The sequence below is a fragment of the Thauera sp. genome (assembly GCF_035444905.1).
Taxonomy (GTDB): Bacteria; Pseudomonadota; Gammaproteobacteria; order Burkholderiales; family Rhodocyclaceae; genus Thauera.
On the sequence record NZ_DAOMPS010000021.1, the window covers coordinates 49,393 to 70,189 of the forward strand.

Sequence of the window (20,797 nt, forward strand, 5' to 3'; positions counted from 1 at the left end):
AATCGATTCGGCGCGCAACCGGCGCACGATATTGCACACGGTGTGAATTCCTCAACTTGGGGCGTTCGACCGGATGCATTAAGCTCCGCGGGCCGTAGACGCCCACCGGCCCACCGGCCCACCGGAGCCTTGCGCCCGCTGATGATCCTCGAACTGATCCAAACCGTCGCTCTGCTGCTCGCACTGAGCCTGCTGCATGGCTTCAGCATGCGCGCGCTCGCGGCACGGCCGCGACTCGCCGAGACGGCATCGGGGCTGATCTTCGGCACGGTGTGCGTGGTCGGCATGATGCTCCCGATCACCCTCGCCCCCGGGGTGATCGTGGACGGGCGCTCGGTCCTGCTGTCGATGGCCGCGCTGTTCGGCGGTCCCCTCACGGGCCTGGTCGCGGGCGCGATCGCCGGCGCCTACCGGCTGTGGCTGGGTGGAGGCGGGATGATCGTCGGCACCACGGTGATCGCGCTCGGGGTTGCGCTCGGTCTGGCCTACCGGGCGGCCTGGGCGCGAGGCTGGCTGGCGCGCAAGCCCCTCAGCCTGTTTGCCTTCGGCGTGACGGTGCACGCCCTGTCGATGGTGCTGATCGCGCAGATACCGGAGCAGAGCATCGCCCGCATCTACGCCGTGCTTGGCCTGCCCTATCTGCTGATCATGGGCGCGGCGACAACGCTTCTCGGGCTCCTGCTGCAGGACCTCGCGGCACGCCAGCAGAACGAACGCTCCTTGCGCGAACGCGAGGCCCGTCTGCGCGCGGTCGCCGGCGCAGTCCCCGACATCCTGTTCGTGCTCGACGAGAATGGGCGCTGCCTGGAGGTGATGACCCACGACGAGCGCCTTCTTTATCGTGACGCCGAAAGCGTGCTGGGCCATCGCCTGCAGGACATCCTCCCCGAGGCGGTCGGCAATCTGCTCATGAGCGCCATTCGTCAAGCCATCGTCTCCGGCACCCCGGCCATCACCGAGTACGCCCTCGACACCCCAAGCGGGCACCGCCACTTCGAAGGGCGGATCCAGGCCATCGAAGGCGAGGCGGCGCCGAGGACGGTGGTGCTCATCGTTCAGGACGTCACCCGTCGGATCCTGCTGGAGCAGGAACGCCGCATCGCCGCCATCGCCTTCGAGTCGCAGCAGGGCATGATGGTCACCGACGCGCGCACCCGGATCCTGCGGGTCAACCAGGCCTTCACCGAGGTCACCGGCTACGCCAGCGAGGAGGTCATCGGCAAGCCGGCGCGCATGCTGGCCTCCGGCCGCCATGACGAAGCCTTCTACAACGCGCTGTGGCAGCAACTGCAGGCGCACGACCTGTGGGAGGGCGAGATCTGGAACCGGCGCCGCAATGGCGAGGTGTATCCCGAGCGCCTGACCATCAGCGCGGTGCGCAGTGAAGAGGGTGTCGTCACCCACTACGTGGGCTGCTTCACCGACATCACCCAAAGCAAGATCAATGAGGAAGAGATCCACGCCCTCGCCTACTACGACCACCTGACCGGCCTCGCCAACCGGCGCCTGCTCACCGACCGTCTGCACCAGGCGCTCGGGCATGGTAGTCGCGACGGCTGGCGTGGTGCGCTGATGTTCATCGACCTGGACGACTTCAAGGACATCAATGACCTGCTCGGCCATGATGCGGGCGATGCGCTCCTGACCCAGGCAGCAGCGCGTCTGCGCGGCGCAGTGCGCGAGACCGACACCGTCGCCCGTTTCGGTGGTGACGAGTTCGTGATCCTGGTCGAGCACCTGCCCGCCGAGGAGGTCGCGGCCGCGGCCAGTGCCGAGCGCCTCGCGAACAAACTCCTCGAGACGATGAGCGCGCCGTACGCGCTCGGGAGCCAGGCCAGGGTGTGCACGGCCAGCATCGGCATTGCCATGTTCGCGGGTCACCGCCAGACCGTCGACGAATTGATGCAGAGCGCCGACCTGTCGATGTATGAAGCCAAGCGACAGGGCAAGAACCGGGTCCGCTTCTTCGATCCGGTCATGCAGCAGACCGTCGCCGAACGGCTGCAATTCGAGACCGATCTGCGTGACGCCTTGTCGGGCGAGCAGTTCGAGCTGCACTACCAGGCACAATGCGATGCCGACGGCCGCATCGACGGCGTCGAGGCCCTCGCGCGCTGGCGGCACCCGCGCCGCGGCCTGGTGCCGCCGGGGCTTTTCATCGCCGCTGCCGAGCGTTGCGGCTGCATGCCGGCGCTCGGCCGGAAGCTGCTGGAGATGGCGTGCCTGCAGCTCGGGCGCTGGGCGCGCGACCCCCGCTTCTCTGCTCTGCGCCTCTCGGTCAACGTGAGCGCGAGCCAGCTCTACGCGCCGGACTTCGTCGCCGAGACCTGCGCCGTGCTCGAGCGCACCGGCTGCCCACCCGACAAGCTGGTCTTCGAGCTGACCGAATCGATGCTCATCAGCGACATGGCGGGCGCGGTCCAGACCATGGAGGCCTTGCGCAAGCTGGGGATCCGCTTCTCGATCGACGACTTCGGCACCGGCTACTCCTCGCTGGCCTACCTGCAGCGACTGCCGCTGGACGAACTGAAGATCGACCGCAGCTTCGTGCGCGACCTGCCCGACAACACCAGCAGCCGGGCCATCGTCAGAACCATCGTGGCCCTTGCGCGCACGCTGGGCCTCAGGCTGATTGCCGAGGGCGTCGAGGAAGCTCGCCAGCTGAGGACCCTGATGGACGAGGGCTGCACCAGCTTCCAGGGCTTCATGTTCCACGCCCCCACGACCCTCGACGCCATTGAGGCCAAGATGGGCAGCACGGCTGCCGCCCTTGCTGCGGGCTGCATCACCGAGCCCGCGCAGGCAGCCGCACGGGCCGACAGGGTGGCCGCGGCGGAAACCGCTCAAGAGACACTTCAATGAGTGCCGACTCAGCCAAGCCCGAAGAACCGCAGGCTGTGCGCCCGCCTCAGGCTGACGGCGCGCACCAGGCGGGCGACATGCCCTACCGCAGCATCTTCGACAACAGCCACGCGGTGATGCTGATCCTCGACCCCGACAGCGGCCGGATCGAGGACGCGAATCGGGCCGCAGAAAGCTTCTATGGCTGGTCGCGGGCCACCCTCACCCGGATGCACATCAGCGAGGTGAACACGCTCTCACCGGACGCCTTGCGGGCCGAGATGGACGCTGCGCGGGAAGCACGCCGCACCCACTTCGAGTTCCGCCACCGCCGTGCGGATGGCTCGATCCGTGACGTCGAGGTCTACAGCGGCCCGACCGAAGCGGGCGACAGGACGCTGCTGTTCTCCATCGTGCACGACGTCACCGAGCGCAAGCAGGCCGAGGCGCTGTCACGCCGGTGGGAGCGCTTCTTCCGCGTCTCCAATCTGGGCATCGCCATCCACGATGCCGCGGACGACACGATCATCGACGTCAATGCCACCTACGCCAGGCAGCACGGCTACGACATCGACGAGATGCGGCACATGCCGGTGCGCCAGCTCTACGCACTCGAGGAGCGGCCGCAACTGCCCGCTCGCCTCGCCGAAGCCGATCGCCTCGGCAACATCAGCTTCGAAACCGTGCACCTGCGCAAGGACGGCAGCAAGCTGCCGATGGTGATCGGCATCACCGCGCTGCAGAACGACGACGGCCAGACGGTGGCCCGCTTCGTGTTCGCGCTCGACATCACGGCGCGCAAGGCCGCCGAGGAAAGGCTGCGCAAGCTGTCCCGCGCGGTCGAGGAAAGCCCTGAAAGCATCGTCATCACCAACACCCGCGCCGAGATCGAGTACGTCAACCAGGCCTTCGTGGACAAGACCGGCTATTCGCGCGAGGAGGCCCTCGGCCAGAATCCGAAGGTGCTGCAGTCCGGGCACACGACACCGGAAACCTACCGTAGCCTGTGGGCCACCGTGACCCAGGGCCGGTCCTGGAGCGGCGAGTTCCTGAACCGGCGCAAGGACGGCAGCGAATACCTCGAGCACGCCACGATCACGCCCATCCATGACGACAACGGCGCGATCACGCACTACGTCGCGGTGAAGCAGGACATCACCGAAAAGCGGCGCATGGAAGAGGAGCTGCTGCGCTACCGCGATCACCTTGAAGGCCTGGTCGCCAGCCGCACCACCGAGTTGCAGCATGCGCTCGACCTCGCCAACATCGCCAGTCGCGCCAAGGGCGAGTTCCTGGCCACCATGAGCCACGAGATCCGCACCCCGATGAATGGCGTGATCGGATTGCTCGACGTCCTGGGTCACTCGGCCCTGTCGATCGAGCAGACCCATCTGGTCGAGATCATGCGCGAGTCGGCCACCACGCTGCTGCGCCTGATCGACGACATCCTCGACTTCTCGAAGATCGAGTCGGGCAAGCTCGAGCTCGACATCGGCCCGGTCTCGATCCGGAACCTGATCGCCCGCGTCACCGACATCATGCAGCCGGTTGCAGAGCGCAAGGCAGTCAAGCTGAGCGCACGCGTCCTCGACGATGTGGCCGACCTGGTGAGCTCCGACGCGCTGCGCCTGCAGCAGATCCTGTCCAACCTGGTCAGCAATGCGGTGAAGTTTTCCGCCGGCCTGGAGCGCCCCGGCCGCGTCGAGATCCGTGCCGAGAACGCCGGCCCCGGGGTGATCCGCTTCAGCGTCACCGACAACGGCATCGGCATGGCGCCCGAGGTGCTCGAGAAGATCTTCCGGCCCTTCGCCCAGGCCGAGTCCTCCACCACCCGCCGCTTCGGCGGCACGGGGCTGGGCCTGTCGATTTCCGCCCGCCTGGCACAGCTGCTCAAGGGCCGGATCGACGTCCGCAGCCGGCCGGGACAAGGCACACGCTTCATCGTCACGCTGCCGCTGCCCGCCATCAGCGCACCGGCTGCCGGGCGGCAAGCGGCCCGCATGCCGGATCCGGCACCGCGGTCCACCTTGCAGCCGACCACCTCGAAGCCAGCCACCTTGCGCGTGCCCCAGGCGCCGGTGCGCCATGCCCCGTCGCCACAGGTGCAGATCCTCGTGGCCGAGGACAACGACATCAACCAGCGGGTGATCGAGCGCCAGCTCGCGCTGCTGGGCCTGCAATGCGACATCGCCGAGAACGGCCGCGAAGCACTCGAGCGGTGGCGACATGGCCAGTACACCCTGCTGCTGACCGACCTGCACATGCCCGAAATGGACGGCTACGAACTGACCGTGCGCATTCGCGGCGAAGAGCCGGCGGGACGGCGCATCCCGATCATCGCCGTCACCGCCAACGCCATGCGGGGCGAAGATCGGCGCTGCGTTGACGCCGGCATGGACGACTTCATCACCAAGCCGGTCCAGGTCGAGGTCCTGCGTCAAGCGCTCGGACGCTGGCTGCCGAAGGCCGAGCTCGACCGCTCGCCCCCCATGGCCTCGGCCACGGCCCCTGCCCTTGCGGTGTTCGATCCACAGGTGCTGCCCGCCCTGATCGGTGACGAGGCCGCGCTCATCGAGGAGTTTCTCACCGACTATCGGGCCTCCGCGCGCAGCACGGCAGACGCCTTGCAGAGGGCTTGCGCGGCCGGCGACTGGTCACAGGTGGCCCAGCTCGCCCATCGCCTGAAATCCTCCTCAAGGTCTGTCGGGGCCATGCAGCTCGGCGAAAGCTGCGCGGCCCTCGAGCAGGCCGGGCGCGACGTCGACGGCGGGCGCATCGAACGGGTGATGTGCGATTTCGTCCTCGTGCTCGACGCTACAATCCGGGCGATGGATCCGACCCAGGCCGCTTCAAGATGACGACAAACCTGTACGCTGCACCCCGCAGCCACGAAGGATGGACCGCCGATCGAGCGAGACCGTGGCGATGAAGCCCGAAGACTTGAAGATCCTGGTCGTCACCGAGGTGTCGGCCGACGCGGCGCAGATCGCGCGTCTGCTCGAGGGCCACTTCGAGCACGTCGCCACCTCGACCGTCGAGAGCCGCTTCGTCGCGGACTTCGAACGCGTCAAGCCGGACGTGGTGGTGCTGGCCTTCAACAGCCTCGAGCGCGCCGAGCGCTACTCGCTCGGCCTCTACCGCCAGTGCGAGATCGTACACACCCTGCCCCACCGCAACATCGTGCTGTGCGACAAGGACAGCGTGCACCGCGCCTTCGAGTTGTGCAGCAAGGGCTACTTTGACGACTACGTCATGTACTGGCCGCTCGTCTACGACACCCCCCGGCTGCCCATGTCGATCATCATCGCCGGCCGCTCACTGCAAGCCCAGCGCGACACCGCACCGGCGCGCGAGGTCGCGGCGCACGCGCGCTCGGTGAGCCAGCTCGAGTCCGTGCTCGACGATCGCATCGCGGTCGGCCAGCGCCACGCCGACGCCCTGAGCAAGGCGCTGACCGCGGTTGCGCCAGACGACGCGTTCGAGCCTCCGACCGTCGTCGCCGAAAGCTTCGATCTCGACCTCGACGGCGTTCCCACGGGAGCGGACCTGCAGCCCCCGCTCGCCAGCCCGCAGCGCGAGGACGTGATTCGCGAGGTGCAACTGCGGGTCGATGAGGCGCAGCAGAAGGTGGTCCCGCTCACCGAATGGATCGGCCGCCTGAAGCACGACGTCAAGCCGCAGCTCGATGCTGCCCGCCAGCTGGGCGAGCTCGCGGGCAGGACGCCGCCCCTGGTCGTGGTCGTGGACGACGACAGTTTTCAGTGCAAGCTGCTCGAACGCCTGCTGGGAACCGCGGGCTACCGCTCGACCTTCGCCCATTCCGGCACCGAAGCGCTCGTGCTGCTCGGGCGCCAGCATCCCGACCTGATCCTGATGGACGTCGCATTGCCGGACCTGAACGGGGTCGAGATCACCCGCCGCCTCAAGGCCAGCCCGCAGCTGGCGAACATCCCGATCCTGATGATCACCGGCCACAGCGAGCGCCAGGTGCTGCAGGCGAGCCTGAAGGCAGGCGCGGTCGACTTCCTGGTCAAGCCCTTCGACCGCCAGGTCCTGCTGCAGAAGCTCGCCCGCCACCTGCCGCGCTGAGGCCTCACACCCTGGCGCTGGGCCGTTCGGCGACGCGGTCGCGCCAGGCCTGCAGGTTGACCATGCCCTCGGCGCCGGGCCTGAACTTCATCAGCCCGCGCGCGAACTCGATCGCGCAGAAGGCGGTGATGTCGGCAATGGTGAAGCGCTCGCCGGCCACGAAGGCCCGGGTGGCGAGTTCGGCATCGAGCCAGCGCGCCACCTCGCGCACCTTCTCGCCCTGCGAGCGACCGAAGTCGGGAAACTGCGGCTGCTCCAGCGGCGCCAGGCCGGGGTGGGTGTGGCGGATGCAGTTGGCGATGCTGCCGAACAGGTAGAGCTCCATGCGGCGGTCGGTCATCTCGATGAAGGCGCGCTCCTCGAAGCTCTCGCCCATCAGGTTGGGCTCGGGCCAGACGCCCTCCAGATAGGAGCAGATCGCCCGTGTCTCGCCGAGCATGCGGCCGTCGTCGAGTTCGAGCACCGGCACCTTGGCGAGCGGGCTCTTGGCGCGAAAGTCCGAGCTGCGGTGCTCGTTCTTGCCGATCTCGACCACCACCTCCTCGATGCCGGTGATGCCTTTCTCGGCGATGAACATCTGCACCCGGCGGGGATTGGGCGCGCGCGGTGAAATATAGAGTTTCATGGCTTCTCCGTGGCGGAGCCGGACGCGGCGCAGCGGATGGAAGGCTTGCGCCCGTTGGGCCTTGGGACGGTGTCAAGATCGATCATGCGACGCTCCTGAAGGGGACGGAATATTGTAATCCTGCAAATAAACTGATTCGCCCATAAGCTCAGTTATATAAGCGCTATCAGGCCCCGGCGGTTTTCTTGCCGGCGGCGCCTTCTAAACTCTGACCACGGCCCGCACTGCAGGCATCGAGCTCCCCTGCAGACACGCTGCACACGCCTCAACCACAAACACAGATCCGGCCCCCACCAGCCAGAGACACGGAGACACGCCAATGAGCGCGACGACCCCCGTCTATCCCGATCCAGCCAATCCGCCACGACCGGCCGTCGACGAGCACTCGCCCGACTACATGCCGCCGCTGTCGCGCGCGATTCCGCTCGGTCTGCAGCACATCATGGCGATGTTCGTCGGCAACATCACGCCGCCGATCATCATCGCCGGCGTCATCGGCGCGACCATGGAAGAGCGCATCTTCCTGATCCAGGTGTCGCTGTTCGTGGCCGGCATCTGCACCCTGATCCAGTCGGTCGGCATCGGCCGCGTCGGCGCCCGCCTGCCCATCGTGCAGGGCACCAGCTTCGGCTTCCTGCCGGTGGCGCTCCCATTGGCGAAGGCCTTCGGCCTGCCCGCCGTTCTCGGCGCCTCGCTGGTGGCCGGCCTGCTGCAGGTCTTCCTTGGCGCCTTCCTGTCACGCGTACGCCACCTGTTCTCGCCGGTGGTCACCGGCATCGTGGTACTGCTGATCGGCCTCACCCTGATGCCGGTCGGCCTGCGCTATGCCGCCGGCGGCGTGGGTGCGGCCGACTTCGCCGCGCCGCATCACCTGCTGCTGGCGCTGTTCGTGCTCATCGTCACCATCGGCTGCCACCAGTATGGCCGCGGCTTCATCAAGCTCGCCTCGGTGCTGGTCGGCCTCATCAGCGGCTACCTGGTCGCCGTCTTCCTGGGCTGGGTGGACTTCTCCCGCGTCGGCACGGCCGCCTGGTTCGCCGTGCCGCAACCCTTCGTGTTCGGCATGGAGTTCTCGCCCACCGCCATCCTCGGCATGGTCATCATCATGTTCGTGGTCGGCCTGGAGACCATCGGCAACATCTCGGCGATCACGGTCGGCGGCGCCAAGCGCGCGGCCACCAACCGCGAACTGTCCGGCGGCGTGATGGCCGACGGCGTGGCGACCGCCTTCGCCTCGGTGTTCAACACCCTGCCCAACACTGCCTATGCGCAGAACGTCGGCCTCGTCGCCCTCACCGGGGTGGTCAGCCGCCATGTGGTGACCATCGGCGGCATCTTCCTGATCATCCTCGGTCTCTTCCCCAAGCTGTCCGCGATCGCCTCAGCGATGCCGCCGGCCGTGCTCGGCGGCGCTGCGGTGGTGATGTTCGGCATGATCGCCTCGGCTGGCGTCAAGATCCTCGCCGAGAGCGAGCTCGACCAGCGCTCGATGCTGATCCTGGCGGTGTCGCTGAGCCTGGGCATCGGCCTGCCGCTGGTGCCCGAGATCGAGAAGGCGGTACCCGAGCAGATCGGCCTGCTGCTCCACTCCGGCCTCGTGCCGGCAGCGATCACCGCCCTCGTCCTCGACGCCCTGCTGCCCAAGCCGCGCCGCTGATCCCACAGGAGACGAAGCATGTCCTACGAAATCCGCTCCATCCTCTACGCCTCGGACCTCACGCCGCGCTCGCCGGCCGTCTTCCGCCACGCCATCGGCATGGCGCAGAAGTTCGGCGCGCGCCTGCACGCGGTCACGGTGACGGTGCAGACCAACGCCCTGCCCTTCACCGAATTCATCAAGCAGGAGACCTACGACGAGATCAAGGCCGCCGGCCGCAACCAGGCCGAGGCCTTGCTGCAGCAGCGCATCGACATCTTTGCCGAGGCCTATCCCGAATTCGAGGTGAAGAAGTACCTCGCCAGCGTGCGCGCGCTCGAAGGCGAGCCGGCGCGCCAGATCCTCGATTCGGCCAAGCACACCCTCGCCGACATGATCGTCATGGGCTCGCGCGGCCACAGCGCGATCGGCGAACTGCTGCTCGGCTCGGTCGCGCACAAGGTGACGATGAAGGCCGACGTGCCGGTGGTGCTGGTGCCGATCGACCGCTGAGCGACATTTCGCCCGCCAGGAAAGGCCTCGGGGCGCCCAGCGCCACCAAGGCCTTTTCGCATCACTCCGGCGGCAGCACCGCGCCCTTGCGTTCCACGATGAGGCCGTAGGCCTGCGGTTCGCGGTGGCGGGCAAAGTTGAAGGTGGTGCTCTTGTACGACTGCGTCAGATCGAGGTCGCAACGCGCCACCGCCAGTTCGTCGCCCAGCGTCGAGCAGGCGCCGACGATCTCGCCCGAGGGCGCGACGATGATCGAGTTGCCGATCTGCATCACGCCTTCCTCGTTGCCCGCCTTGCCCACCCCCACCACCCAGCTGCCGTTCTGGTAGGCGCCGGACTGCATCACCAGCTGGTTGTGGAAGTGCGACAGGTTGTCGTGCTCGGGCGCGGGCGGATTGTGCACCGGGGTGTTGTAACCGATCAGCACCATCTCCACCCCCTGCAGCCCCATCACGCGGTAGGTCTCGGGCCAGCGGCGGTCGTTGCAGATCGCCATGCCGATGATGCCGCCAAAGGCGCGGAACACCGGAAAACCCAGGTTGCCGGTCTCGAAGTAGCGCTTTTCCAGGTGCTGGAACTGGCGCCAGGGCTCGTGCTCGGCATGGCCCGGGAGGTGGATCTTGCGGTACTTGCCGACGATCGTGCCGGTCTTGTCGACCAGGATCGAGGTGTTGAAATGGCGCGTGCGCCCCTCCTCCTCGGCCAGCTCGGCATAGCCGAGGTAGAAGCCGATGCCCAGCTCGCGCGCCGCCTCGAACAGGGGGCGCGTCTCCGGCCCCGGCATCTCGCGCTCGAAGAAGGCGTCGATCTCGGCCTGGTCCTCGAAGTACCAGCGCGGGAAGAAGGTGGTCAGCGCAAGCTCGGGAAACACCACCAGGTCGCAGCCATGCTGCCTGGCCTCGGTGAGCAGCGCGATCAGGCGCGCCACGACCTGGCTGCGGGTGTCGTTGCGGGCGATGGGGCCGAGCTGGGCGGCGCCGACGGTGACGATGCGGGACATGGGTTCAGGCTCCCTCGTTGGCGAGTTCGAGCAGGGTCGCGAGCAGCACGCGCGTGCCGGCGACGAGATCGGCGGCTTCCGTGTGTTCGGCCGGGTTGTGGCTGATGCCGCCGACGCTGGGGACGAAGATCATCGCCGTCGGGCAGATGCGCGCCAGCATCTGGGCGTCGTGACCGGCGCCCGAGCTCATGCGGCGGTGGGTGTAACCGAGCGACTCGGCGTGGGCGGCGATGCGGGCCGCGATGCCGGCGTCGAAGCGCACCGGCTCGAAGCGCGCCAGGCGCTGCGTGCTGATGCTCACCCCCTCGGTCGCCGCCAGCTCGTCGAGAAAGGCCGCCAGGCGGGTCTCGGCCTGCTGCAGCAGCGCTTCGTCGGTGTTGCGCAGATCGACCGTCAGCGTCGCGCGCGCGGCGATGACGTTGATCAGATTGGGCGTCAGATCGACCTTGCCCACGGTGCCGACCTGGTCGCCACCCATCTCGCGTGTGAGCGCGCGCACGAAGTGCGCCACCGCGGCCGCGGCGTAGCCGGCATCGTGGCGCATGCGCATCGGCGTGGTACCGGCGTGGTTGGACTGGCCGACGATGTCGACCTGCTGCCAGGAGATGCCCTGCAGGTTCTCCACCGCGCCGATGGTCAGCCCCTCGAGATCGAGTACCGGCCCCTGCTCCACGTGCAGCTCGACGAAGGCGGCAGGGCGGATGCCACCCAGCGGCGCCGCACCGGCGTAGCCGATGCGGGCCAGCTCCTCGCCCAGCACGGCGCCGTCGATCGCCCGCGTGGCAAGCGCCTCGTCCAGCGCCAGCCCGCCCACGTACACCAGCGAGCCGAGCATGTCGGGCGCAAAGCGCGCGCCCTCCTCGTTGGTGAAGAAAGCCACCACCAGGGGCCGCTCGGTGCTGACGCCGGCGTCATTGAGCGTGGCGACGACCTCGAGCCCGGCGAGCACCCCGTAGTTGCCATCGTAGGCGCCTCCGGTGCGCACGGTGTCGATGTGCGAGCCGGTCATCACCGGCGCCAGATCGGCCCGACGCCCGCGGCGCAGGCCGAACACGTTGCCGATCGGGTCGATCGACACCTGCAGGCCGAGCTCGCGCATCCAGCCGACGACAAGGTCGCGGCCGCGGCGGTCGTCGTCGGTGAGCGCCAGCCGGCAGCACGCACCCGTCTCGCTGCGGCCGATCTCGGCCAGCGCGGCCAGGCGCGCCAACAGGCGCGCGCCATCGGGCTCCACGGCCAGCACGCGGTCGGTGCCGGTCATGCCAGCACCTCCTGCGCCGACTTGCCCACCACGTCGCGGTAGATCGCCGGGTCGGTGTCGCCCTCACTGCCGATCAATAGCACGCGCGCCTCGGCATCGAGGCCGAGCGCCTGCCTGACGTCGGGCTCGGCCGCCGCCGCCAGCAGCAGGCCGAGCCCGGTGCCACCGGTCTCGCCGGACACGATCGGCGGATCACCGCCCTGCGGGAAGGCGAACACCCGCATCGCCTCGAGCGCGAAGCGATCGGCGACGGTGGCGTAATGATTGGCGCCGCCGCACAGGATCTCCCACGCCACCGGCGACACCTCGCCGCAGGCCAGCCCCGCCATCACGGTGTCGAGCTCGCCATGCACCGCCACCGGCCGGCCCACCTGGCCGCTCTGGAAGTAGCAGTCGGCCTGCTCGGGTTCGGCAATGATGAACAGCGGCCGCCGCTCGCCCCAGGCCAGCCAGAAGGCCGCGCACACCGAGGCCGCAAGCGCGCCGACGCCGGCCTGCACGATGACGTGGGTGGGCAGCTCATCGCCGAGCTGGCGCACGATCTCGCGGGCCATCACGCCGTAGCCGTGCATGACGTCGATCGGGATGTCGCGGTAGCCCTCGTAGGTGGTGTCCGAGACCACCGTCCAGCCGTGGCGCTCGGCCTCGGCCGCGGCATGGCGGACGGAGTCGTCGTAGTTGCCGGGCACGCGGATCACCTCGGCGCCGTAGTGTGCGATCGCCGCGCGACGCCCCTCGCTGACCGTGGCATGGATGTAGATCACGCAGCGGCAACCGAACAGCTGCGCGCCCCAGGCCACCGAACGGCCATGATTGCCGTCGGTGGCGCAGGTGACGGTAAGCGCGGAGACGATGTCGCGATACTTGCCGGAGAGGATTTCCGCCGGCGTCGCCAGATGGCCGCCATGGGCGACGGCGATCGCCTTCTGGATCAGGCGGAACACCGCATAGGCGCCGCCCAGGGCCTTGAAGCTCTTGAGCCCGAAGCGGGTGCTCTCGTCCTTGTACCAGAGCGCGCCGAGGCCAAGGCGCGACGCCAGCGCCGGCAGCGCATGCAGCGGTGTGGGCGCATAGCCCGGCCACTGGGAGATCTCGCGCTCGGCGGCGTCGAAACCCTCGCGACTGAGGATCGCCGCGCGCGCCTCGCCGTAGGGCGTGCTCGCGGAGACCGCGAGCGGGTTGGGATAGCTTGCGATGCCCTCGGCACGCAGGATGTGTGTCATTGCCATTCGTCCTCCGTCTGCACGCCCGCGAGGGCGCGCAGACGCATGGTTGTTGTCGTTATGCCTTACTTGACCTGCTCGATGTTGGCGAGCATGGCGTCGAGCATGTCGATGCCCTCGGCGCCCAGCTGCTGCTCGATCACCGCACGCACGGCGGGCTGTGCGACGGCGGCGAACTTCTGCAGCTCGGCCTCCGGAATCGCATTCACCTGCATGCGCTGGCCGAGTTTGGGCAGGCCCTTGTCGGCCGAGGCCTCGATGATGCGCGAGATGCCGCGCCCGGCGTCCACTGCCACCGCCGCGGCCGAATCGACCACCGCGCGCTCGTCCGCCGTGAGGCTGTCGTAGAAGGCCTGGTTCATCGTCCACACATAGGGCGTGATGACGTGATTGGTGATGGACAGGAACTTCTGCACCTCGTCGAACTTGGCAAAGGCGATGATCGGGATCGGGTTCATCTGGCCATCGGCCACGCCGGTCTGCAGCGCGGTGTACACCTCGGCCCAGGGCAGCGGGGTGGGCTGGCCGCCGAGCGACTTCACCGTGGCCTCGTGGGTGGGCAGCGTCATCGTGCGGATGCGCAGGCCACCGAGGTCGGCCGCAGTCTGGATCGGCCGCTTCGAGTTGCTGATGGCGAAGAAGCCGCCCGAGTCGAGCAGGCCGAGCACCTTGAGCCCGGTCTTGGCTGACAGGTCGGCGGCAAACTTCTGGCCGAAGGGGCTGCCGAGGTCCATGACCTTGTGCACCACGCCGATGTTCGGGAAGGCGAACGGCATGTCGAACACGCCGACCATCTTGTAGTGGGCGGAAATGCCGCCCGCCGACGAGATGACCGATTGCACCAGGCCGTCGCGCACCTGCTGGATCACCTCGTCGTCCTTGCCGAGCTGGCCGTTGGGGAAGAGCTGCACCTTGACGCTGCCATTGGTGCCGGTCTCGACCAGGCTCTTGAACACCGCCGCCATCGCGCCGGAATGGCTGTCGAAGGGGCTGTCGGGGTTGAGGTGGGCCAGCCGGATGGTCTTCTGCGCGAAGGCGGGCGACGCGAGCATGGCGGTTGCCGCGAGGGCGGTGACGGCAAGTTTCTTCAGCGAGATCATCGTGCTTACTCCAGGGCTAGGGTGAAGGGGTGAAGCAGGAGCACACCGCGGCGCAGCACCACGGCAGGGGAAGGGACAGGAGGAGACGACATCGGGGCGGGCGGGTGCATGAGGGCTCCATGGGGGCTCAATTGCTCGTCAGTCCGAGCAACCGTGGTACGGCCAGCGTCAGGCTCGGCCAGTACGCCACCGCGAACAGCACCGCGATCTCGGCGAGCAGGAAGGGCCACAGCGAGTGCGCGATGCGTTCGATCTTCTCGCCGGTCACGGAAGCCAGCACGAACAGGCAGGCCCCCACCGGTGGCGTCATCAGCGAGATGTTGAGCGCCAGCACGATCATGATGCCGGCGTGGATCGGGTCCATGCCGATGGTCACCGTCAGCGGCGCCAGCACCGGGGCGAGGATGATCAGCAGCGCGTTGATGTCCATGAACATGCCGATCGCGAGCAGCAGCGCCAGGATCAGCGCGATGATCACGGCCGGCTCGGACGACACCGCGAGGAAGGCGGCCGCGATCGCCTGCGGGATCTGGTTGAAGGTCATCCACCAGCCCACGATCGAGGCCGAGGCGATGATCAGGAACACCACGCCGGTGATGCGGGCGGTGCGCACCAGCATGTCGACGAGATCGCCCCAGCCCACCTTGCGGTACACGAAAACGCCCATCACCAGCGCGTAGAGCACCGCGATCGAGGCCGCCTCGGTCGGCGTGGTGATGCCGCCGAGGATGGCGCCGAGGATCATCACCGGCATCAGCAGCGCCGCGAAGCCGTCCTTGAAGGCAGCAACGATGCGCCACAGGCTGGGACGGTGCGCGCTCTTGGGCAGGTTGAGGCGACGTCCGAGCGCGGCGATCACCGCCATGCAAACCAGGCAGATCAGCAATCCGGGCAGGATGCCGGCGGCGAACAGGCCGGCCACCGAGACGCCCATCAGCGAACCGTAGATCACCATCAGGTTCGACGGCGGGATGGTCGGCCCAATGATCGAGCCCGCTGCGGTGACCGCGCAGGCGAAGGGCCGGGTATAGCCGTTCTTGACCATCGCCGGCACCAGGGTGTTGCCGAAGGCTGCGGCATCGGCCGTCGCGGCCCCCGACAGGCCGGCGAACATCACCGAGGCCACCATGTTGGAATGCGCCATGCCGCCGCGCAGGTAGCCGACGAGAGCATCGGCGAGCGCGATCAGGCGGTCGGTGATGCCCGAGCGGTTCATGATCTCGCCGGCGAGGATGAAGAACGGCATGGCGAGGAAGGTGAACAGATCGAGACCGGCGAAGAAGCGATCCGGCGCCATGGTCAGGAAGCGGCCGCTGGAATCGATGCTCCACATGCCGACCATGCCGGTGATGCCGAGCACGTAGCCGATGGGCATGCCGAGGACCATCAGCACGACGAAGGTGAGGGCGACGGTGATCATGGGCACACCACCACCTGGGGCGAGCGCGCCAGGCGCAACTGGTCGCGCAGAGCCACCAGCGTGAGCTGCACCACCGCCAGCGCGGCCGACACCGGCACCGCGGCGAAGGGCAAGGCCTTGGACATGCCGTAGATCATCGTCGTGATGCGCTCGCCGCGCTCGACCATGCCGAGACCGTAGAACACCAGCATCGAGAAGAAGGCGATGCCGAGCAGATCCACCACCGCAAGCAGGCCGCGCCGCAGCCAGGATGGGAGGTAGGCGAACAGCATCTGCACGCCGATGTGCTCACGCCGCGAGATGCCAGCCGACACGGCGAGCAGCGCGACCCAGATCATCAGGTAGCGCGCCGCCTCTTCCATGAAGGTGATCGGCAGCGGCCACACGTAGCGCACCAGCACGCCGAGCCACACGTCGAGCACCAGCACGATCAGCAGCGCCACGCAGATCAGGTCGACGGCGCGCGCCAGCTTGCGGCTCATGCCGTCGAGCACGCGCGCCACGCCCTCGTATTCACCAGGGTCATGCATGCAGGGTCTCCTCCACACCGGTCGCTGGCTGGCGTCCACCCTCGCAGGCATCGCGCCGCCTCTGCCGCTGCTCGCTCCCGCAAGTGGTGCGCGGAAGGGCAGTCGTTGCTGTTGTATGCACCATACTGGATCACCTGTTTCAGAAAAACAATCAGTAAAACGTTTTTTTCAGCTATGGTTCGCTTCAACGCAAGCAACGTGCCAATACACTCGGAAGAGCGTCCGATGAGCGCTGCCTCAACGCCCGGAAAGACCCGCAAACGCCACAACGCCGGCCCAGGCTCGCTCGAGCGACGCATCCGCGGCAGCTACGAGGGCCTGCCCAACAGCGAGCGCCTGGTGGCCGACCTGCTGCTGGACTTTCCCTCCCATCTCGCCACCCATTCCGCCACCGAGCTGGCGCGCCTTTCGGGCGCCTCCAAGGCCGCGGTGACGCGGCTGGTCCAGCGCCTCGGCTACCAGAGCTTCGCCCAGGCGCGCACCGATGCGCGCAATGCCCAGCAATGGGGCTCGCCGGTCTACATGAATGCCGCCGACCCCCCCGCCAGTGCGCGTTCGGCCATCGAGGCACACATGGCGGCGGACCTGGACATCCTGCGCAAGACGCTGGAGGGGCTGGGGCAGACAGCGTTCGACGAGATCGTCGCGGCCTTGCGTGAGGCACGCCGGGTCCTGGTGATCGGGCACCGCAACAGTGCGTTGCTCGCCACCTATGCACGCGGCCAGCTCGGCCTGCTGCGCGCCGGCGTCGAGCTGGCGCCGATGCACGGCGAGACGCTGGCCGAAGGCCTGTTCGGCCTCGGCCCGCAGGATGTGCTGCTGGCCGTGGGGTTCCGGCGCCGGGTGCCGGCCTTCCTGTCTGCACTGGAACTCGCACGTGCCAATGGCGTGCGCATCGTGATGCTCACCGACCCCAGCGGGGCGGCGATGGCGGCTCGCGTGGACTGGGTGATCCCCTGCCACTGCCGGGGCGCGTCGATTTTCGACAGCTACGTCGCGGCGGTGAGCCTGATCAACTTCCTCGCCAGCCAGCTCGCGCTGCAGCTCGGCGCGCAAGGCCGGGCGCGCCTGCGCGGCATCGAGCAACTGCACGAGGAACTGGGCGACCTGGTGTGAGCGCCGCCCGCGCCGGCAGGTCGGGTCAGGCCGTACGCGCCCTCACCCAGCCTGGGTCGGCGCGGTGACGATGCGCCGCCCGCAATCGCTCAACAGCCGGCGCAGCCAGCGATGGCCAGGCGACTGGTGGTTGCGCTCGTGCCAGAGCTGGTAGAAGCGCATCGGCGGAAAGGCGATCGGCGAAGGCACGATCGCCAGCGCCAGCAGGTCGGCATAGAAGCGGGCGAAGTGGCGGGTGGTGGTGAACACCAGGTCGGTGCCCTGCAGCAGATAGGGCGCGGCGGTGAAGGACTGCACCACGACACGCTCCTCGCGGTGGATGCGCATCGAGGCCAGCACGCTGTCGATGACGCCGCGCTGGCTGATCGAGTACGGCATCGGCACCACATGCACCGCGCGGGCGTAATCGTCCGCGCTCATGCCCTTGCGCGCGAAGGGATGGGTGGCGGCGACCAGGCACACGATCTCGTCCTCGAGCAGCATCGACAGGTGCATGCGATGCGGCGGCTCGGGCCAGTTGCCGATCACCACGTCGAGATCGCCCTCGGCCAGCGAGCGCTCGAAATCGAAGTTGGGCCCGAGCGAATGCAGGGTCAGGCGCGCATTGGGCGCCTCGCGGCGGAAGCGCTCGGCCACGCCGGCGACGAACACCGGGGCCAGGTAATCGGGCGAGCCGATGCGAAACTCATGGCGGGTGCTCACCGGCTCGAAGCTCTCCGGCCCGTCGACCATGCGATCGATCTCGGCCAGCGCCCCTTTGGCGTGCGACACCAGCGCCAGGGCGCGCTCGGTGGGCACCATGCCGCCCTTCTCGCGCACCAGCAGCGGGTCGCCGAGGATCTCGCGCAGGCGCTTCAGGGCCGCGCTGATCGCCGGCTGCGACTGGTTCAGCTTCAGCGCCGTGCGCGACACGCTGCGCTCGCCGATGAGCAGCACGAATACACGCAACAGGTAGGTGTCCAGCGGGTCGTCGCTGCGCCGGATGGTCATCGTCGTCTCCTCGTTTCCTGTCGCGAACGCCCGGCCTGTGCCGGCCGAGTCAGATACGCGAGAGCATATATCACTTATAAAGACATATGCGATTACTGAATACATCAGCGGCTTAAACTGCGCCTCACAGTCAGGGCCGATCCGGACCCTCCAGGCACAGAAACCACGAACACAATACGCAGGAGACAGCACCATGGGACGCCTCACCACCCACGTTCTCGACACCGCCAACGGCAAGCCCGGCGCCGGCATCGCAGTCACCGTCTTTCGCCTCGACGGCGAGCGCCGCGAGGTGGCGCGCAGCGTCACCAACCATGACGGCCGCTGCGATGCACCACTGCTCGAGGGCGCCGCGCTCGAGACCGGCAAGTACGAGATCGTCTTCGCCGCCGGCGACTACTTCCGCGCCCTGGGCCTGAAGCTGCCCGAGCCACTGTTCGTCGATGAGGTGGCGCTGCGCTTCGGCGTCGCCAACGCCGATCAGCACTACCACGTGCCGCTGCTGGTATCGCCGTGGAGCTACTCCACCTACCGCGGCAGCTGAGCCCGCGCTTCCACCCCAACCCCGACATAGAGACATCGTCATGGAAGCCTACCTGCTCGACTGGGCCAACCTGCTGGTCCGCTGGGTGCACCTGATCGCCGGCATCGCCTGGATCGGTGCCTCCTTCTACTTCGTCATGCTGGACAACTCGCTGAAGGCCCCGAAAAAGCCCGAGGACGCAAGGCGCGGCGTGTTCGGCGAACTGTGGGCCGTGCATGGCGGCGGGTTCTACCACAGCCAGAAATACCTCACCGGCCCCAAGGGCGAACCCCTCACCCAGGACCTGCACTGGTCGAAGTGGGAGGCCTACAGCACCTGGCTGTCGGGCATGGGCATGATGGCCCTCATCTACTGGATCGGCGCCTCGAGCTACCTGATCGACAGCAGCGTCATGGCCCTGTCGCCCGCGGCCGCCATCGCCATCTCGATCGCCTTCCTGGTCGTCGGCTGGCTCTTCTATGACCTGTTGTGCCGCAACATGATCGGCAAGGACACCCTGCTCGCGGCCATCGTGTTCGTCTTCGTGATGATCGCCAACTACGTGCTGCACCAGGTGTTCTCGGCCCGCGGCGCCTATATCCACGTCGGCGCCATGCTGGGCACGATGATGGCGGCCAATGTGTTCTTCCACATCATTCCCGGCCAGAAGAAGATGGTCGAGCAGATCCGCAAGGGTGAGCCGGTCGACACCATGCCCGGCATCGTCGGCAAGCAGCGCTCGGTGCATAACACCTACTTCACCCTGCCGGTGCTGTTCATCATGATCAGCAACCACTACCCGATGACCTATGCCCACGCCAATGGCTGGCTCGTGCTCGGTGTGCTGATGATGGCCGGCGTGCTGATCCGCCAGTTCTTCGTGCTGCGCCATCGCGGCCAGGTCAAGTGGTGGCTGCCCGCCGCCGGCAGCGCGCTGATCCTGCTGCTGATCGTGCTGATGGCGCCCAAGCCGGTCGACGCCAGTGGTGACAAGGTCTCCTTCGCCACCGTCAAGCAGATCCTGGACCAGCGCTGCGTGAGCTGCCACGCCGCCGCGCCCACCTTCGACGGCTTCGCCCAGCCGCCCAAGGGCGTGATGCTGGAAAACGCCGAGCAGATCGCCCAGCACGCGGTCATGAGTGCGCAGACGGTGGCCAGTGGCTACATGCCGCTGGGCAACCTGACCGGCATCACCGACGAGGAGCGCCAGACCATCGCCATCTGGTTCGCCCAGGGCGCCCGGACGCAGGACTGAGCACGCCGCCGAGAACGCATCGCAAGAGACCACACCATGAACGCCACGACCCACACCCCCACCGCACACGCGCATCTCACCGTGCAGGCGCTTTCCGCCCTGCCCCAGGCCGACTTCGTCGCCCGCCTCGAAGGCATCTTCGAGCACTCACCCTGGATCGCCGAGCGCGCCTGGAGCCGACGCCCCTTCGCCAGCGTCGTCGAACTGCACGCCGCCCTGCTCGCGGTGCTCGACGCAGCCAGCGAGGCCGAGCAGCTCGCGCTGATCTGCGCCCACCCGGAACTGGCCGGCAAGGAGGCCGAAGAAGGCACCCTCACCACCGCCTCGACCGGCGAGCAGCGCGGCGCGGGGCTCGATCAGTGCAGCAAGGAGGAGCTGCATCGCCTGCGCAGCCTCAACAAGGCCTACCGCCAACGCTTCGGCTTTCCCTTCGTCGTGGCGGTGAAGGGCCTGAGCCGCCATCAGATCATGGACAGCGTGGAAGCCCGGCTCGCCAATGACCGTGCCACCGAGTTCAAGCGCTGCCTGCTCGAGATCGGCAAGATCGCCCGCTTCCGCCTCGATGCCTTGTTCGCCTGAGCCCCCGGAGCCGACCATGCAACCGAACACCCCGAACGCCCCCTACCCGCGCGACCTCGTCGGCTACGGCAAGAACCCGCCCTACGCCAACTGGCC

General features: G+C 67.8%; 17 protein-coding genes. 9 read left to right on the forward strand and 8 right to left on the reverse strand.

Features of this window, described 5'->3' with window-relative positions:
- The first annotated feature begins 141 nt into the window (after positions 1-141).
- Genes PLC66_RS11245 through PLC66_RS11255 form a run of 3 tightly spaced genes read left to right on the forward strand, consistent with a single transcriptional unit; the run spans position 142 to position 6,930 of the window.
- A complete protein-coding gene (locus tag PLC66_RS11245; protein ID WP_324540381.1) occupies positions 142-2,862 on the forward strand; it encodes an EAL domain-containing protein in 2,721 nt (906 codons plus the stop codon).
- Positions 2,859-5,699 carry a PAS domain S-box protein gene (locus PLC66_RS11250; RefSeq protein ID WP_324540383.1) on the forward strand — a complete coding sequence of 947 codons (2,841 nt, stop codon included), beginning with the start codon at positions 2,859-2,861 and terminating at the stop codon, positions 5,697-5,699. The genes PLC66_RS11245 and PLC66_RS11250 overlap by 4 nt, the downstream gene beginning before the upstream one ends.
- 37 nt (positions 5,700-5,736) lie before the next feature.
- Positions 5,737-6,930: a response regulator gene (locus tag PLC66_RS11255; protein ID WP_324540385.1), complete on the forward strand. Its 1,194-nt coding sequence runs from the start codon at positions 5,737-5,739 to the stop codon at positions 6,928-6,930.
- Between the two features lie 4 nt (positions 6,931-6,934).
- Here the strand turns inward: PLC66_RS11255 and PLC66_RS11260 are convergent, their stop codons facing one another.
- The gene (locus PLC66_RS11260; RefSeq protein ID WP_324540387.1) at positions 6,935-7,555 is read right to left on the reverse strand and encodes a glutathione S-transferase family protein; all 621 of its coding nucleotides are present in this window, start codon (positions 7,553-7,555) and stop codon (positions 6,935-6,937) included.
- A 319-nt stretch (positions 7,556-7,874) separates the two neighbouring features.
- Between PLC66_RS11260 and PLC66_RS11265 the strand changes: the two genes are divergently transcribed.
- Together PLC66_RS11265 and PLC66_RS11270 are read left to right on the forward strand one after the other, a co-directional pair.
- The gene (locus PLC66_RS11265) at positions 7,875-9,212 is read left to right on the forward strand and encodes a uracil-xanthine permease family protein (RefSeq protein WP_324540389.1); all 1,338 of its coding nucleotides are present in this window, start codon (positions 7,875-7,877) and stop codon (positions 9,210-9,212) included.
- An 18-nt stretch (positions 9,213-9,230) separates the two neighbouring features.
- The gene (locus PLC66_RS11270) at positions 9,231-9,704 is read left to right on the forward strand and encodes a universal stress protein (RefSeq protein ID WP_324540391.1); all 474 of its coding nucleotides are present in this window, start codon (positions 9,231-9,233) and stop codon (positions 9,702-9,704) included.
- Between the two features lie 61 nt (positions 9,705-9,765).
- Here the strand turns inward: PLC66_RS11270 and PLC66_RS11275 are convergent, their stop codons facing one another.
- From PLC66_RS11275 to PLC66_RS11300, 6 genes are all read right to left on the reverse strand, one after another.
- Complete coding sequence (locus tag PLC66_RS11275) at positions 9,766-10,704, reverse strand: N-carbamoyl-D-amino-acid hydrolase (protein ID WP_324540393.1); 939 nt, start codon at positions 10,702-10,704, stop codon at positions 9,766-9,768.
- A 4-nt stretch (positions 10,705-10,708) separates the two neighbouring features.
- Positions 10,709-11,965, reverse strand: coding sequence for a Zn-dependent hydrolase (locus PLC66_RS11280; protein ID WP_324540395.1), 1,257 nt, complete (start codon positions 11,963-11,965; stop codon positions 10,709-10,711).
- Positions 11,962-13,194 (reverse strand): diaminopropionate ammonia-lyase, encoded by a 1,233-nt coding sequence (locus PLC66_RS11285; RefSeq protein WP_324540397.1) that lies wholly within the window; start codon positions 13,192-13,194, stop codon positions 11,962-11,964. The genes PLC66_RS11280 and PLC66_RS11285 overlap by 4 nt, the downstream gene beginning before the upstream one ends.
- Positions 13,195-13,253: 59 nt before the next feature.
- Positions 13,254-14,288, reverse strand: a complete 1,035-nt coding sequence (locus tag PLC66_RS11290) for a TRAP transporter substrate-binding protein (protein ID WP_324540399.1) — start codon at positions 14,286-14,288, stop codon at positions 13,254-13,256.
- 127 nt (positions 14,289-14,415) lie between these two features.
- A complete protein-coding gene (locus PLC66_RS11295; protein WP_324540401.1) occupies positions 14,416-15,708 on the reverse strand; it encodes a TRAP transporter large permease in 1,293 nt (430 codons plus the stop codon).
- Positions 15,705-16,238, reverse strand: a complete 534-nt coding sequence (locus tag PLC66_RS11300) for a TRAP transporter small permease (RefSeq protein ID WP_324540403.1) — start codon at positions 16,236-16,238, stop codon at positions 15,705-15,707. The genes PLC66_RS11295 and PLC66_RS11300 overlap by 4 nt, the downstream gene beginning before the upstream one ends.
- A gap of 225 nt (positions 16,239-16,463) precedes the next feature.
- Here PLC66_RS11300 and PLC66_RS11305 point away from each other — a divergent pair, with 225 nt between their 5' ends.
- Complete coding sequence (locus tag PLC66_RS11305) at positions 16,464-17,354, forward strand: MurR/RpiR family transcriptional regulator (protein WP_324540405.1); 891 nt, start codon at positions 16,464-16,466, stop codon at positions 17,352-17,354.
- Between the two features lie 42 nt (positions 17,355-17,396).
- Here the strand turns inward: PLC66_RS11305 and PLC66_RS11310 are convergent, their stop codons facing one another.
- Positions 17,397-18,344: a LysR family transcriptional regulator gene (locus PLC66_RS11310; RefSeq protein WP_324540407.1), complete on the reverse strand. Its 948-nt coding sequence runs from the start codon at positions 18,342-18,344 to the stop codon at positions 17,397-17,399.
- Between the two features lie 193 nt (positions 18,345-18,537).
- On the opposite strand from PLC66_RS11310, the gene uraH reads away from it, so the two are divergent.
- Genes uraH through uraD form a run of 3 tightly spaced genes read left to right on the forward strand, consistent with a single transcriptional unit; the run spans position 18,538 to position 20,701 of the window.
- Complete coding sequence (gene uraH, locus PLC66_RS11315; RefSeq protein ID WP_324540409.1) at positions 18,538-18,888, forward strand: hydroxyisourate hydrolase; 351 nt, start codon at positions 18,538-18,540, stop codon at positions 18,886-18,888.
- Between the two features lie 40 nt (positions 18,889-18,928).
- Entirely contained in the window at positions 18,929-20,122 is a 1,194-nt protein-coding gene (locus tag PLC66_RS11320; RefSeq protein ID WP_324540411.1) for a urate hydroxylase PuuD, read from the forward strand.
- A 36-nt stretch (positions 20,123-20,158) separates the two neighbouring features.
- Positions 20,159-20,701: a 2-oxo-4-hydroxy-4-carboxy-5-ureidoimidazoline decarboxylase gene (uraD, locus tag PLC66_RS11325; RefSeq protein WP_324540413.1), complete on the forward strand. Its 543-nt coding sequence runs from the start codon at positions 20,159-20,161 to the stop codon at positions 20,699-20,701.
- Positions 20,702-20,797 lie beyond the last annotated feature (96 nt).

Bases quoted from the DNA above. Each gene is read 5' to 3' on its own strand.
- PLC66_RS11245 (WP_324540381.1), top strand. From the start codon at position 142: ATGATCCTCGAACTGATCCAAACCGTCGCTCTGCTGCTCGCACTGAGC.
- PLC66_RS11250 (WP_324540383.1), top strand. From the start codon at position 2,859: ATGAGTGCCGACTCAGCCAAGCCCGAAGAACCGCAGGCTGTGCGCCCG.
- PLC66_RS11255 (WP_324540385.1), top strand. From the start codon at position 5,737: ATGGACCGCCGATCGAGCGAGACCGTGGCGATGAAGCCCGAAGACTTG.
- PLC66_RS11260 (WP_324540387.1), bottom strand. From the start codon at position 7,555: ATGAAACTCTATATTTCACCGCGCGCGCCCAATCCCCGCCGGGTGCAG.
- PLC66_RS11265 (WP_324540389.1), top strand. From the start codon at position 7,875: ATGAGCGCGACGACCCCCGTCTATCCCGATCCAGCCAATCCGCCACGA.
- PLC66_RS11270 (WP_324540391.1), top strand. From the start codon at position 9,231: ATGTCCTACGAAATCCGCTCCATCCTCTACGCCTCGGACCTCACGCCG.
- PLC66_RS11275 (WP_324540393.1), bottom strand. From the start codon at position 10,704: ATGTCCCGCATCGTCACCGTCGGCGCCGCCCAGCTCGGCCCCATCGCC.
- PLC66_RS11280 (WP_324540395.1), bottom strand. From the start codon at position 11,965: ATGACCGGCACCGACCGCGTGCTGGCCGTGGAGCCCGATGGCGCGCGC.
- PLC66_RS11285 (WP_324540397.1), bottom strand. From the start codon at position 13,194: ATGGCAATGACACACATCCTGCGTGCCGAGGGCATCGCAAGCTATCCC.
- PLC66_RS11290 (WP_324540399.1), bottom strand. From the start codon at position 14,288: ATGATCTCGCTGAAGAAACTTGCCGTCACCGCCCTCGCGGCAACCGCC.
- PLC66_RS11295 (WP_324540401.1), bottom strand. From the start codon at position 15,708: ATGATCACCGTCGCCCTCACCTTCGTCGTGCTGATGGTCCTCGGCATG.
- PLC66_RS11300 (WP_324540403.1), bottom strand. From the start codon at position 16,238: ATGCATGACCCTGGTGAATACGAGGGCGTGGCGCGCGTGCTCGACGGC.
- PLC66_RS11305 (WP_324540405.1), top strand. From the start codon at position 16,464: ATGAGCGCTGCCTCAACGCCCGGAAAGACCCGCAAACGCCACAACGCC.
- PLC66_RS11310 (WP_324540407.1), bottom strand. From the start codon at position 18,344: ATGACCATCCGGCGCAGCGACGACCCGCTGGACACCTACCTGTTGCGT.
- uraH (WP_324540409.1), top strand. From the start codon at position 18,538: ATGGGACGCCTCACCACCCACGTTCTCGACACCGCCAACGGCAAGCCC.
- PLC66_RS11320 (WP_324540411.1), top strand. From the start codon at position 18,929: ATGGAAGCCTACCTGCTCGACTGGGCCAACCTGCTGGTCCGCTGGGTG.
- uraD (WP_324540413.1), top strand. From the start codon at position 20,159: ATGAACGCCACGACCCACACCCCCACCGCACACGCGCATCTCACCGTG.